Source organism: Gordonia gummivorans, assembly GCF_022513585.1.
GTDB lineage: Bacteria > Actinomycetota > Actinomycetes > Mycobacteriales > Mycobacteriaceae > Gordonia.
This window is the reverse complement of the sequence record NZ_JAKWBF010000008.1, coordinates 73,690-86,277: the sequence shown is the minus strand read 5'-3', so window position 1 is coordinate 86,277 and position 12,588 is coordinate 73,690. Positions and strand designations below refer to the sequence as shown.

Annotated in this window: 12 protein-coding genes; 2 read left to right on the top strand and 10 right to left on the bottom strand. The window is 65.2% G+C overall.

Annotated features, from left to right (window positions below):
* Positions 1-103 precede the first annotated feature (103 nt).
* Complete coding sequence (locus MKW15_RS08310) at positions 104-1,183, bottom strand: NAD(P)H-dependent amine dehydrogenase family protein (RefSeq protein ID WP_240857125.1); 1,080 nt, start codon at positions 1,181-1,183, stop codon at positions 104-106.
* A 150-nt stretch (positions 1,184-1,333) separates the two neighbouring features.
* Between MKW15_RS08310 and MKW15_RS08305 the strand changes: the two genes are divergently transcribed.
* A complete protein-coding gene (locus MKW15_RS08305; protein ID WP_240857124.1) occupies positions 1,334-2,068 on the top strand; it encodes a glucose 1-dehydrogenase in 735 nt (244 codons plus the stop codon).
* A gap of 9 nt (positions 2,069-2,077) precedes the next feature.
* On the opposite strand, the gene MKW15_RS08300 is transcribed toward MKW15_RS08305, so the two are convergent.
* The 6 genes from MKW15_RS08300 to MKW15_RS08275 all read right to left on the bottom strand — a co-directional run bounded on the left by MKW15_RS08300 (position 2,078) and on the right by MKW15_RS08275 (position 9,199).
* On the bottom strand, positions 2,078-3,061 hold the full coding sequence (locus MKW15_RS08300) for an arsenic resistance protein (protein ID WP_240857123.1): 984 nt from the start codon (positions 3,059-3,061) through the stop codon (positions 2,078-2,080).
* An 80-nt stretch (positions 3,062-3,141) separates the two neighbouring features.
* Positions 3,142-3,771, bottom strand: coding sequence for a uracil phosphoribosyltransferase (gene upp, locus MKW15_RS08295; protein WP_240857200.1), 630 nt, complete (start codon positions 3,769-3,771; stop codon positions 3,142-3,144).
* Positions 3,772-3,823: 52 nt separating this feature from the next.
* Complete coding sequence (locus MKW15_RS08290) at positions 3,824-5,068, bottom strand: URC4/urg3 family protein (RefSeq protein WP_240857122.1); 1,245 nt, start codon at positions 5,066-5,068, stop codon at positions 3,824-3,826.
* The gene (locus MKW15_RS08285) at positions 5,068-6,321 is read right to left on the bottom strand and encodes a GTP cyclohydrolase II (RefSeq protein ID WP_240857121.1); all 1,254 of its coding nucleotides are present in this window, start codon (positions 6,319-6,321) and stop codon (positions 5,068-5,070) included. Before MKW15_RS08285 ends, MKW15_RS08290 begins: the two co-directional genes overlap by 1 nt.
* 166 nt (positions 6,322-6,487) lie before the next feature.
* A complete protein-coding gene (gene katG / locus MKW15_RS08280) occupies positions 6,488-8,710 on the bottom strand; it encodes a catalase/peroxidase HPI (RefSeq protein ID WP_240857120.1) in 2,223 nt (740 codons plus the stop codon).
* A 42-nt stretch (positions 8,711-8,752) separates the two neighbouring features.
* Positions 8,753-9,199 carry a Fur family transcriptional regulator gene (locus tag MKW15_RS08275; RefSeq protein ID WP_240857119.1) on the bottom strand — a complete coding sequence of 149 codons (447 nt, stop codon included), beginning with the start codon at positions 9,197-9,199 and terminating at the stop codon, positions 8,753-8,755.
* A 94-nt stretch (positions 9,200-9,293) separates the two neighbouring features.
* Here MKW15_RS08275 and MKW15_RS08270 point away from each other — a divergent pair, with 94 nt between their 5' ends.
* Positions 9,294-9,779, top strand: a complete 486-nt coding sequence (locus MKW15_RS08270; RefSeq protein ID WP_240857118.1) for a PPOX class F420-dependent oxidoreductase — start codon at positions 9,294-9,296, stop codon at positions 9,777-9,779.
* A gap of 637 nt (positions 9,780-10,416) precedes the next feature.
* Here the strand turns inward: MKW15_RS08270 and MKW15_RS08265 are convergent.
* The 3 genes from MKW15_RS08265 to MKW15_RS08255 are packed head-to-tail and all read right to left on the bottom strand — an operon-like array spanning position 10,417 to position 12,582.
* The gene (locus MKW15_RS08265; RefSeq protein ID WP_240857117.1) at positions 10,417-11,355 is read right to left on the bottom strand and encodes a M28 family metallopeptidase; all 939 of its coding nucleotides are present in this window, start codon (positions 11,353-11,355) and stop codon (positions 10,417-10,419) included.
* The gene (locus MKW15_RS08260) at positions 11,352-11,663 is read right to left on the bottom strand and encodes a hypothetical protein (protein ID WP_240857116.1); all 312 of its coding nucleotides are present in this window, start codon (positions 11,661-11,663) and stop codon (positions 11,352-11,354) included. The genes MKW15_RS08265 and MKW15_RS08260 overlap by 4 nt, the downstream gene beginning before the upstream one ends.
* 7 nt (positions 11,664-11,670) lie before the next feature.
* Positions 11,671-12,582 (bottom strand): zinc metalloprotease, encoded by a 912-nt coding sequence (locus tag MKW15_RS08255; RefSeq protein WP_240857115.1) that lies wholly within the window; start codon positions 12,580-12,582, stop codon positions 11,671-11,673.
* Positions 12,583-12,588: the final 6 nt, after the last annotated feature.

Genomic DNA, 12,588 nt, shown 5'->3' with positions numbered 1-12,588 from the left:
TTCGGCCGGCGGGACTCGCCGGCACCCGCGACAAACCGGCGCCGAATGGGAGAAGGCGAGTGCTGCAGCACTCGCCTTCTCCAATTCAACTCGAGTTCTCGGGTCAACCTGTGTAGTTGCCGGTGACCAACGGAAGGTCGGCGGTGGTGCGGATCCCGGCGGGGGCGTCGATGATCGCGGGGATGGCATTCACGATCCGGCCCGCTGCTGCCACGATTGCCGCGTGATTGTGGTCGCCATGCTCGCTGGTCGGGCAGATGTCGACCCGATAATTCGGTTCGCCGACGATCTCGACGCGATAGCACCCGCCGGGTTGCGCGGGCTGCGCCCAGTCGGGGCGCAGATCCTCGCGCAAGCGGTTGACGTGTTCGATGACGATGACGGGTTTGCCGTCCACCTTGCCGATGATCTCGAACCGCACCGCGGCGCGGCTCCCCCTGGCAATCGTGCCCGCAGCGATCTCGAATTCCTCAGGAGCGGGCTCACTTTCGTGGATCTCCTCGATCTCGTCCACCTCCACCCCGAGACCGGCGGCGAGCTGGCGAATGGTGGTTCCCCACGCGAGGCCGAGGACACCCGGAAGGAACAGCATCGGAGTTTCGTCGAGCGGTTTGCCGAAACCCATCACGTCGAACATCACGGTTGCGCCGTCATACGTCGCGTAGTCGGCAATCTCCATGCACCTGATCTGCTCGATCCGCTGACACGTACTGGCGAAGGCGAAGGGAATCAGGTCGTTCGCGAAGCCCGGGTCGACGCCGGTGATGAAGATGCTCGTGTCGTTGTCGCGCGCCACCGTCTCGAGCTTGGTGATCGCCTTCTGCGGCATCACGCCCCATGGAAACTGCAACGTACCGGGGGCCGACCCGACCACATCGATACCCGCGGCGAGGAGGCGCCGCACGTCGTCGAAGGACTCGATCGGACGCGTGTCGCCCATGGCGCAGTACACAACACAGTCGGGATTCGACGCGATCACGCCGTCGAGGCCTTCGGTGGCTTGCACTCCCGTGACGGTGTCCACGCCCGCCAGGATGCCTGCGTCTTGTCCGACCTTCGTGGCGGTGGAGACGCCGACGGCGGTCAGTTCGAATCGGGGATCCGCGATGAGCTGACGCAGGGCGAGTCGACCAGCGTTGCCGGTGCCGACGAGGCCGACACGAATCGGGGTGGCGACGGACATGAAGAGGTGCCTCCTTGCACTCGTTTGACCGGAAGACCGAGGTCAGGTGTACAGCTGTCCGGACTTCTGTCCATATCAGTAGAGCACGTTTGCCCCGACTTCGGTAGAACGTGTTCTCATTTGGCTCTGACCGCTGTACTCTTGCTCGCCATGGGACGCGTAGACGACAAAGTTGCAGTGATCACCGGTGGCTCACGGGGGATGGGTGCCGAGCATGCCCGGGCGCTCGTGGCCGAAGGTGCGAAGGTGGTGATCGGCGACATCCTCGACGATGAGGGCAAAGCTCTCGCCGACGAACTCGGTGATGCGGCGCGCTATGTGCATCTCGATGTCACCTCGCCCGAGGACTGGCAGGCGGCGGTCGCGACGGCGGTCGACGACTTCGGCAAGGTCAATGTGCTCGTGAACAACGCCGGCATCGTGAACGGCTCCACCGTGCAGAAGTTCCGGCTCGACAAGTGGCGCCAGATCCTCGACGTCAACCTCACCGGAACCTTCATCGGTATCCAGACCGTCGCCGACCCGATGATCGCTGCGGGCGGCGGATCGATCATCAATGTGTCGTCGGTGGAGGGTCTGCGCGGAAGCCCTTGGGCACACGGGTATGTGGCGTCCAAGTGGGGTGTGCGCGGCCTGGCGAAGTCGGCGGCCTTGGAGCTTGCGCCACACAACATTCGGGTCAACTCGATCCATCCCGGCCTGATCCGGACACCGATGACCGAGGGGCTGCCCGAGGACATGGTCAAGGTGCCGCTGGGGCGGGCAGCCGAGTCGAGCGAAGTGTCGACCTTCGTGGTGTTCCTCGCGAGTGACGAGTCGTCGTATGCGACGGGTGCCGAGTTCGTGATGGACGGGGGCCTCAGTGCCGATGTCCCACACAAGTGACACGAGCGGTCAAGCGCTCGTGGTGATTTCGGGAAGCAGGACCGGGATCAGCCACACGTAGGCGACCATCCCGATGAGTTCCACCAGGGTCTGGGTCACCACTGCCGCGGCGGCAACCTCGAACCCGGCGGGCAGTGCGAGCGCGAGCGGCAGCACCACCAGTGAGTTGCGGGTGGCTCCCGAGAACACCACGGCCCGGGTCGATGCCACGTCGAGGCCGAAGGCGCGTGCCACGGCAATGCCCGCAAACGCCATGACGATCAGGAACGCTGCATAGATCGGCATGATCGCGACCAGATCACCGAAGTTCTCGTCGACGCGGGGAATCTGCGAACAGGTCACGACGGCGAGCACCGCCATCATGAGCGGAACCATCGTCGCCGTGGCGCCTTTCGTGAAGACCGCACCTGGACGGGCCCGCGAGGCCCACGCCTGGGTCGCCCAGGCCAACGCCAGCGGTATCACGATCAGGAGGACGAACGCCTCGACGAACGGCTCGAGTTCAACCACGTCCACCGCGTCGTGCCCCAGAAATGCGAGCAGGTAGAGCGGAGTGAGCAGCATCTGCATGATCAGGAGCAGGGGAGTCGCCGCGAGCAGGCGGCTCGCGGATCCGCCGGCCAGACCCGTGAACACGACCACATAGTCCACGCACGGGCACAGCAGCACGAGCAGCACGCCGATCTGGATGGCGAGGTCGTCGGGAAGGAATTGCGACAGTCCGAAGACGACCAGTGGTACGACGGCGAAGTTCACGACGACGATCGCGCCGAGGAATCGCTTGTCGCGCAGCAACTTTGCCAGGTCGGCAACCGGAATCTGCAGAAACGTCACGAACAGCAGTGCCGCGAGCAACGGATTGATGGCCACGTCCAGCGATTCGGTGAACCTCGGCGCCGCGAGTCCCACCAGCACCCCGACGACGATGGCCATCAGATAGAGCGGTACCTGCACACGTTCGAGTCGATCGACGAACGCGACTGATTCGGTCATGGCGCCATTGTGCGTGACGGGTGTCCCCGGCCAGGAGCGAGCCCCATCAGCCCCTGGTGAGGTGACCTGTTGTCTGGCCGTCACGCCGTGCCGAAGATCCGATCGCCTGCATCCCCGAGTCCCGGCCGGATGAAACCGTTGTCGTCGAGCCCGCGGTCGACGGCGGCAGTGTAGATGGGGACGTCCGGATGTGCACCGTGCAGGACGTCGATGCCCTCCGGCGCCGCGAGCAGGCAGACGAACTTGATCGACTTCGGTCCGTGCTCGCTGATGCGATCGACGGCCGCCACCGCGGAGTGGCCGGTCGCGAGCAGGGGATCGACGATCACCACGTCACGTTCGTGCAGATCGCTGGGCATCTTGAAGTAGTACTCGACCACCACCATGGTCTTCGGGTCGCGGTACAGCCCGATATGCCCGACGCGTGCGCCCGGGACCACCGACAGCATTCCGTCGGCAATTCCGGTGCCTGCGCGCAGCACGGCGGCGAAGACCAGCTTCTTGCCGTCGATCACGCTGGCCGTGGTGGTCTCGAGAGGCGTGTCGATGGTGATCTCGTGCATGGGGATGTCGTGCAGGACGTCGTAGGCCATGAGCATGGAGATCTCGTTGAGCAGACGTCGGAAGTCGTTGGTGGAAGTCTCTTTTCGTCGCATCAGTGTCAGCTTGTGCTGTACGAGAGGATGATCGATGACGGTCACGCTGCCCATTGCGTCCTTCCTCGGCGTCGCTGCCAAGTGGGTGGTCGACTCGATGGTCATGTCAGAAGACCGTCCCGTCGCTGATGATCGAGATCGGTGGCAGGCCGCTCCTCAGGCTCTCTGCCAGCTCACGGCCGGTCGCCCAGGTGCCGCCTTCGAGTACGCAGGCGAGCGGCATCTGCTCCGCGGTCTGGTCGAGAGCGCCGCGCACATGATCGGCGAGTTCATCGAGCAGAGCGACGGTGAGTGCACGCCACTCCACGATGAGCTCGTCGCCGACCCGCCACTGTTGTGCGGACCAGTCGTCGTCGCGCAGTCGCAGCACACCGGTGTCCAGCAGGAGACCGCCGTTGCGGTACTCCGGCAGTCCGGTGAGCGCATCGAGCCCGGTCACGTCGATGCCTGACCAGCCAATGGGTTCGAGAAGCGAATACGTGAGCCATTGGGAGAGTTTGTGGAAGGGCATCCAGCCCGCTGTGTCACCGGTGCCGCTGACCGCACGGTGGTGCCAGCAGTCGCCGAGGTGGTGGCCGTCGAGCACGTTGTCGGCCGGCCAGACGGATCCCAGTGTGTCGAGGATCGCGACCAAGATGTCATGGGCGGCAATCGTTCCGTCCATCGACGCACGGAGACGATCATAGAGCCCGGCCGGTCGCGCGGTGGTGCCGAATGTCTCGGGTTGTGCGGCCATCGCGGTCCCGAGTCGGTGAAGCAGTTCCACCCGACCTGCGAGGCCGACGAGCGGGTTGTCCGCGGTGACCTGGAAGGCGTTGCCGAGACCATCCACCGTGAGCGCTGCCAGGCCGTCGGCGTCGACCTGGTGGGGTCGACGGGGATCACCGGAGAAGAGGCCGCCGAAGAATGCATGCCAACTGGCGACGCCGAGACCTTCGGATCGCTGCAGCACGAGCCCGGTCGACGGCTCCCGAAACTGCCATTGTGCTCCTGCGCCGGCGTCGAGCAGCACACTCACGAGCGCGAGGTCGATCTGGGCTCGCGCATGATCGACCGCGTCGGTCCCGAGCGCGTCACCGACGCCGGCAAGGCGATCGATCCCACCCGCTTCGAAGTGACGCCATCGGCTGTGGAAGGGAATGTCGAGGTCGGGATACCGTTGTCGGGTTGTCGCGGCAACCAACGCGGCGGCATCGGGAATCATGTTGTCCTGCACGATGAACCACGGGGAATCGCCCTGGCGTGCGCGCTCGAGCAACTGGCCCGACCGTTGCCGAATCGCGGTCGTGGACCGCAACGTGGTGACCGCGGTCGGCAGACCGATATGGACGTCGGTGTTGACGGCCCCCATCACCCCAGCCTCCGGCCCTTGACCTTGCGCAACTCGTCGGCATCGGGGACCGGACCAGGAGTGAAGTACCCGGCCGCCATCTTCGCGTCGATCTCCACACGAGCATCGGCCGGGACCAGTTCATCGGGGATGTTGACCCGCTCGCCGACCTCGATGCCCGATCCGGTGATCGCGTCGTACTTCATGTTGCTCATCGACACGAGTCGATGGATCTTGGTGATGCCCAGCCAGTGCAGAACGTCGGGCATCAACTCCTGGAATCGCATGTCCTGCACACCCGCCACGCATTCGGTGCGCGCGAAGTACTGGTCGGCGGTGTCGCCACCCTCTTGTCGTTTCCGCGCGTTGTAGACGAGGAACTTGGTGACCTCACCCAGTGCCCGGCCCTCCTTGCGGGAGTAGGCCACCAGGCCCACGCCGCCACGCTGGGTGCCCTGGATGCACTCCTCGATGGCGTGAGTGAGATATGGACGGCATGTACAGATGTCGGAGCCGAACACGTCCGAGCCGTTGCACTCGTCATGTACCCGGGCGGTGAGTTCGACGGCGGGGTTGGCCAGGTCGCGGGGGTCGCCGAAGATGTAGATCGTCTGGCCGCCGATCGGCGGCAGGAACACCTCGAGGTCGGCTCGCGTGACGAGTTCGGGGTACATGCCGCCGGTCTCCTCGAACAGGACGCGGCGCAGTTCGGCTTCGCTGCAACCGAATCGGGCCGCGACGCCCGGGAGGTGCCACACCGGTTCGACCGCGGCCTTGGTCACGAGCGCAGCGCCGTTGTCGAGCAGCACCGTGCCATCGGGGACCAGTCGCCCCTTGCCGATGGCCTCGGTGACCTCGGGCAGAATGACATGGGCCTTGGTCACCGCGATGGTGGGCCGGATGTCGTAGCCGTCGGCGATCGCGGCGGGGAAGTACTCGGCGACGCCCGCACCCCATGGGTCGAGGCTGACGATCGCATTACCGTCACCCCACTGTGGATACGGGCCGATGAGGTCGGTGGGCGAGGTGTTGGTGAGGTCGGCGCGGTGATCGCGGGACAACGCCCCGGCGGCCACCGCGAGCGCCCGATAGACACTGTAGGAGCCGCTATGCGTGCCGATGACGTTGCGGTGTGCGCGGGTGCCGGTGGTGCCGATGATCGGACCACGCTGCGATGCGGTCGGCGCACCCCACTCGACGGCAGGGGCGTCGAATCCGCCGCTGTGCGAGGTCAGCCGAATGTGCCCGAGTGATCGGTGTTGTGAGCTCGTCATTGCGTGATCCTCACTGTGGGTGGCTGCGTTCTCCGTGCTGTACGGGGAGAAATCGCCAGCTTAATCATCGAACGCCGATCGCGCCGGATACAACGACGCCCCGCGACGTGGTCGCGGGGCGTCGTTGTCTACCAGGTGGATCAGGCGGTTGGATCAGGCGGTTGGATCAGGCGAGGTCGTAGCGGTCCAGCGTCATCACCTTGTCCCAGGCGGCGATGAAGTCCGACACGAACTTCTCCTTGGCGTCGTCCTCGGCGTACACCTCGGCGAGTGCGCGGAGTTCCGAGTTCGACCCGAACACCAGGTCGGCGCGGGTGCCGGTCCACTTCTGCTCGCCCGACGCGAGGTCGGTGCCCACGTAGGTCCCGTCATCGGCCGGCGACGGCTTCCACGAGGTGGCCATGTCGAGAATGTTGACGAAGAAGTCGTTCGTCAGCTGTCCCGGCTTGTCGGTCAGCACGCCGTGCGTCGAGGCCTGGTAATTGGCTCCCAGCACGCGAAGGCCACCGACGAGGACGGTCATCTCCGGTGCCGACAGCGTCAGCAGGTTCGCCTTGTCGACCAGGTTGTACTCCGCGGAGAGCTCATTGCCCTTGCCCTCGTAGTTGCGGAAACCGTCGTACTTGGGCTCGAGGTGAGCGAACGAGTCGGCGTCGATCGACTCCTGCGTCGAGTCGGTACGACCGGGCGTGAAAGGCACCGACACATCGAGTCCGGCGTCTCCGGCGGCCTTCTCGATGGCGGCGACACCACCGAGAACCACGAGGTCGGCAAACGACACCTTGGTGCCGCCCTCTGCGTTGAAGGAATCGGCGATGCCTTCCAGCGCCGAGATCACCTGCCGCAGTTCATCGGGCTGGTTGACCTCCCACCCGACCTGCGGCTGCAGACGGATGCGCCCGCCGTTCGCGCCACCACGGAAGTCGCTGCCGCGGAACGTCGATGCGGCGGCCCACGCCGTCGAGACCAATTGTGCGACAGTCAGTCCCGAGGCGAGGATCTGAGCCTTCAGCGAATCGATGTCCGCATCGGAGATGACCGCACCGTCCTGGGCGGGAACGTTGTCCTGCCAGACGTAGGTCTCGGTCGGCACGAGCGGACCGCGATAACGGATGGCCGGACCCATGTCGCGATGCAGCAGTTTGAACCACGCCTTGGAGAACTCCTCGGCGAGTTCTTCCGGATGGTCGAGCCAGCGCCGGGTGATCTCGCCGAACGCCGGATCGAACCGCATGGTGAGGTCAGTGGTGAGCATCGCCGGATGCGTCTTGCCATCGCCCTGCGCCATCGGCACCGAGTTCGCCCAGCCGTTGTCCTTCGGGCGCCACTGCTGGGCACCGGCCGGGCTGTGGTACATCTCCCACTCGTTGCTGTAGAGGATCTCCAGGAACGAGTTGTCCCACTTGGTGGGCGTGTGCGTCCAGGTGACCTCGAGGCCACTGGTGATGGCGTCGTTGCCGCTGCCGGTGCCCTGCGGGTTGATCCAGCCCAGACCCATCTCTTCGATTCCCGCGGCCTCGGGCTCGGGGCCGAGCAGTTCGGCGTCACCGTTGCCGTGTGTCTTGCCGAACGTGTGGCCGCCGACGATCAACGCTGCGGTCTCGACGTCGTTCATCGCCATCCGGCCGAAGGTGTCGCGGATGTCCTGTGCGGCCGCGAGATAGTCGGCGCTGGCGTTGGGACCCTCCGGGTTCACGTAGATGAGACCCATGGTGGTGGCGGCCAGTGGCTTCTCCAGGTTGCGCTCGCCGGAGTAGCGCAGGTTGGTGCCCAGCCACGTGGATTCGGCACCCCAGTACACCTCTTCGGGCTCCCATTCGTCGGGCCGGCCGAACGCGAATCCCTTGGTGGGCAGGCCCATGTCCTCGATCGCCACGTTGCCGGCCAGCACCAACAGGTCCGACCACGACAGTGCCTTGCCGTACTTCTTCTTCACCGGCCACAGCAGCCGTCGCGCCTTGTCCAGGCTCACGTTGTCCGGCCACGAGTTCAGCGGGGCGAAACGCTGCATTCCAGTGCCTGCGCCACCGCGGCCGTCCTCGACGCGGTAGGTACCCGCTGCGTGCCAGGACATCCGGATGAAGAAGGGGCCGTAGTGGCCGAAGTCGGCGGGCCACCAGGGCTGTGAGTCCTTCATGAGCGCCTTGAGGTCGGCCACGAGCGCGTTCGCATCGAGATTCTCGAGTTCGGCGTCGTAGTCGAAGTCGGCGTCACGCGGCCGGATGACGTCGGGATTGTGAGCGAGGATGCGCAGGTTGAGACGATCGGGCCACCACTGCTGGTTGCCACCGCCCTCGACGGGTGGCCTGATGTGCATCGGACAACCGCTTTCGCCTGCCTCCGTCTGCGCTTCTCCGATCGGGGGATGGTCGGGGGTTTCGTCAGCCATGGTTTTGACTTTCCTTTCGGGAGTTGGTGATTCGGGCTGTGATCACGGTTGTGATCCCGAAGTGTTGACGGTTACCGAACAACTGGGGCACAGGCCCCAGTAGACGACTTCGGCCTCATCGAGGACAAAGCCGTGGTCATGGGATGCGGTGAGGCAGGGTGCGTCGCCTACCGCGCAGTCCACATCGCCGATGGCGCCGCAATTGCGGCAGACGACGTGGTGATGGTTGTCGCCGACTCGTGCCTCATACCGGGCGACATGTCCCGCCGGTTGGATGCGCCGGATCAGGCCGGCAGTGGTGAGGGCACCGAGTACGTCGTAGATCGCCTGTAGCGACACGTCGGGGAGATGCGCGCGGGCGGCGCCGCAGATCGTGTCGGTGTCGGCGTGGGGGTGGTCGTGTACGGCGCCCATCACCGCGACGCGTGGTCGGGTCACGCGCAGACCTGCGGTACGCAAGAGATCCGCGTACTCGGCTGCTGAGGGCATGTCGGTCAGTATGCCATCGTTTTCTGGAGTGATTCAGGTTTTGCCGAGATTTCTTGTGATCGATCGCGATGCGCGGCCGCGTAGCGTGGAGAGCATGGCTCGCACCGTCGCAACCTCAGAAACCGTCGACCTCGCTGAACTGCTGGACTTCGTCCGACCCCGACATCGTATGCTGCTCAGCACTTTTCGCGCCGACGGAAGCCCTCAACTATCGCCGGTCTCCGGCGGCGTCGACGACGATGGGCGCCTGGTTATCGCGACCTACCCGAACCGCGCGAAGACCCGAAACGCCCAGCGCAACCCAAAGGTGAGTGTGTGCGTGCTGTCCGATGAATGGAACGGCGGGTGGGTTCAGGTCGACGGAGACGCTGAGGTTCTGCACATGCCCGACGCCGAAGACGCCCTGGTCGACTACTTCCGCAGCATCGCGGGCGAGCACTCCGACTGGGACGAGTATCGAGCGGCGATGCGACTGCAGAACAAATCGCTCATCCGGATCACCCCGACGCGCTGGGGGCCGGTGGCCACCGGCGGTTTCCCGGCCGACGTCGCCGAGCGGTTGGATGCGGCCGACGGATAATCGTGGATCTCGGGAGGACCTCCACTTTTGCCGCTGAGGCGCGACGAGCCTCGAAGCCGCTACTCGCGAGACCCTGTTTTCTGCAGCCCCGACACCACTCGGTCCGCCGCGTTTACCCAGGTCAGCGCGGCGGTCACCTAACTTTTCGAGTCAGCGGCCCACCCGCCGCCTGCGGCGGCGATCGTGGAGGCGGGAAGAGGGCCGTGGAGCGCGGCGCGGCGACGATGATCCACGAAAAGTAGGGGAAGAAACTCGTCCCCTATCCCTGGAGTCTTCCCCGCGAGTTTTCTCGCGGGCGACTCAACAAGCAGGGGCAGAAAGTAGGGGAAGAACCTTCCCCTACTTTCCGTGGTCCGGTGGCTCGCTGACGTGGCCCGTTCGCCTGCCCTTCGAGGTATCCCTCGGCCGGCGCCTCGGGCACCTCAGAGAGCGGTGGGGTGGTGGACGCTTATGTGCAGGTCAGAGCGCTAGTCACCGAACTCTTCGCTCTGGCCACACCCTGTGTCGAATCGGCTCACCTGTGTGCTGCAGCACACAGATCCTCCAACAAGACACAGGGTGCCCGTCGCACCTCCGATCAAACGACGACAGGGTCGTATTTACCCAGTTCAGAGCGTTGGTCACCACACTCTTCGAATCAGCGCAGATGGCCGGCGGCGACCGCGAGGTTCATGCGAAGGATCTCGATCGCGAGATCGGGGTCGAGCTTCGCGACGACATCGTGCTCGGTGTGGACATCGGTGTTCGCGGAATCGTCGGCCTCGATGGTGAGCACGGCGGGCAGTCCGGCGTCGATGAAGGGGACGTGATCGCTGGCGAACGGGTTGAGGGAGGTGGTGACGGCGAGGTCGGTCCACGTGGCCGCGGCCACCACGAGTTCGTCGATCAGATCTCGCGAGGGTTCGCCGCCTTCGACCATGACGCCGGGGTCCGCTGTGTTGCGCCGCGCGATCATGTCCATGTTGATGACGGCGGTTATCCGCGCGCGGTCGTGCGGGTCCAACTGCCGCACATGGTGGATGCTCCCTAACAGGCCCTGCTCCTCGCCGCCGAAAAGGATCAGACGCAGGTCGCCGGACCAGGTCTCGGTGGACAGGACCCGCGCGAGTTCGAGCACGCCCGCCGAGCCGCTCGCGTTGTCGTCGGCACCGGGAGCCGGTAGCGCAGCGCCACCTCGGTTGACGGAGTCCAGATGAGCGGTGATCAGCGTGAGTCCGCGTTCACCCGACGACGACCCCCGGCGATCGGCTATGCAGTTCACTGTGTCGCCTCCGCCGGGAATCGAGAACGGCTGGCGGGTCACGGTATACCCGAGCGAGGTGAACACATCCGCTGCGGCCGAGAGTGTCGCGGTGAACTCGGGGCGGGTCGAATGGCGGGTCGGCGGGGCGGTGAGTGTGTCGACCGTGTCTTGGTACTTCTCGCGCGACAACTGTCCCAGGAGCTGCGTGGTGAACTCGTCGCGTTCACGCGCGGTGACCACGGGGTGCGCGAGTTCGACGTCGATCCGACGACCCCTGGACTGTCGGCATGAATGCAGGACCGGTGTTGTCGGGAGCGTATCCGGGTTTCTCATGTGCTCTCTCCGACGTCGAGTTCGAGCCGTTCGGGGCTCAGGTGAACCAGACGCATGGTCCGAATGGCGCCCGAACCATCGTGGATATGCAGCTTCTCGAGGTCGGCGTCGGCCGACCACGTCGCCTCGTGCGCCTCGGGTGCGTCACCGCGCCCGAGGGCGAACTCGGTGACACTGCCGTCGTCATGGAGTTCGATGCCGCGGCGTCCGCGGGCCGCCGGGAAATCGTAACCATCCGGCCGGTAGACGCGAACGTGGTCGTGATCCTCCTCGAAGGAGTGCCACCACCGCTGGTTCAACCCGTCCATGGGTGCCTCAGGCGCCCGTCCAGAGTGCTTTGCGCGCGTCGTCCAGGCAGGCACGCATCCGTGCGACTTGGCCGGTGGTGAACATCACCATCACATCATCGTCGACATAGTCCATGTAGTCCATGAACAGATCACCGTTGGGTCCATTGGAACAGCTCAGCTTGGGAAAGGTCGGTTTGCCGGTGTTCTCCGACCCCTGGTTCGGTGTGTCATCGACCTCGTCGGTTCCGCCGCAACCGCTGCCGTCGTCGCCCCAGATGTGAAAGAGGTTCAGATAGTGGCCTACCTCGTGAGTCGCGGTGCGGCCCAGGTGAAATGGCTCCTTTGCGGTACCCAGAGTGCCGAATGCGGTGTAGGTGATGACCACGCCGTCGGTGTCGGCGGGTCCGCCGGGGAATTGCGCATAACCCAGCAGCCCGCCGGCCAGTCGGCACACCCAGATGTTGAGGTAGCGGTCGGTCGGCCATGCGTCTGCGCCGCGCGTGGCCGAAGACTTGACGGCGTCGTCTGCGGTGAAGTCCTTGCGGGTTGTCTTGGTCCGCGTGATGCCGTCCGTCGGCTTTCCGTCGGGGTCGACGGTCGCGAGTTCGAACTGCACGCGGGCGTCGGCGACGAGGTCGGCGAAGACGTCGGGAACCGTTGAGACATCCGGATTGGTGGCTCGATAGTCGAGGTTGAGGACATCGATCTGGCTGCGGATCTGTTCGTCCGAGATGTCCTCGGCCTGAATCCGGTGCACGACGTGCACGACAACCGGAATGGTGGCCACCTCGGTGCTCGTGCGTTCCAGGCTCACCAGACGAATGGTCGCGTTCTCGAGTTCGGCGCGGGCGCTGCGGTAGGCCGCGGATTCGGTCAGCAATCGGCGATGGACGGCCATCGCGCCACAGTGACGTACGGGGCGTTCGGTACTGGTCATGTTCAA

What these genes read in the sequence shown, in the direction of transcription:
- MKW15_RS08305 (WP_240857124.1), top strand. Translation starts at nt 1,334, where the DNA reads ATGGGACGCGTAGACGACAAAGTTGCAGTGATCACCGGTGGCTCACGG.
- MKW15_RS08290 (WP_240857122.1), bottom strand. Translation starts at nt 5,068, where the DNA reads ATGGGGGCCGTCAACACCGACGTCCATATCGGTCTGCCGACCGCGGTC.
- MKW15_RS08255 (WP_240857115.1), bottom strand. Translation starts at nt 12,582, where the DNA reads ATGACCAGTACCGAACGCCCCGTACGTCACTGTGGCGCGATGGCCGTC.
- MKW15_RS08275 (WP_240857119.1), bottom strand. Translation starts at nt 9,199, where the DNA reads ATGCCCTCAGCAGCCGAGTACGCGGATCTCTTGCGTACCGCAGGTCTG.
- MKW15_RS08265 (WP_240857117.1), bottom strand. Translation starts at nt 11,355, where the DNA reads ATGAGAAACCCGGATACGCTCCCGACAACACCGGTCCTGCATTCATGC.
- MKW15_RS08300 (WP_240857123.1), bottom strand. Translation starts at nt 3,061, where the DNA reads ATGACCGAATCAGTCGCGTTCGTCGATCGACTCGAACGTGTGCAGGTA.
- MKW15_RS08285 (WP_240857121.1), bottom strand. Translation starts at nt 6,321, where the DNA reads ATGACGAGCTCACAACACCGATCACTCGGGCACATTCGGCTGACCTCG.
- MKW15_RS08270 (WP_240857118.1), top strand. Translation starts at nt 9,294, where the DNA reads ATGGCTCGCACCGTCGCAACCTCAGAAACCGTCGACCTCGCTGAACTG.
- MKW15_RS08310 (WP_240857125.1), bottom strand. Translation starts at nt 1,183, where the DNA reads ATGTCCGTCGCCACCCCGATTCGTGTCGGCCTCGTCGGCACCGGCAAC.
- MKW15_RS08260 (WP_240857116.1), bottom strand. Translation starts at nt 11,663, where the DNA reads ATGGACGGGTTGAACCAGCGGTGGTGGCACTCCTTCGAGGAGGATCAC.
- katG (WP_240857120.1), bottom strand. Translation starts at nt 8,710, where the DNA reads ATGGCTGACGAAACCCCCGACCATCCCCCGATCGGAGAAGCGCAGACG.
- upp (WP_240857200.1), bottom strand. Translation starts at nt 3,771, where the DNA reads ATGGGCAGCGTGACCGTCATCGATCATCCTCTCGTACAGCACAAGCTG.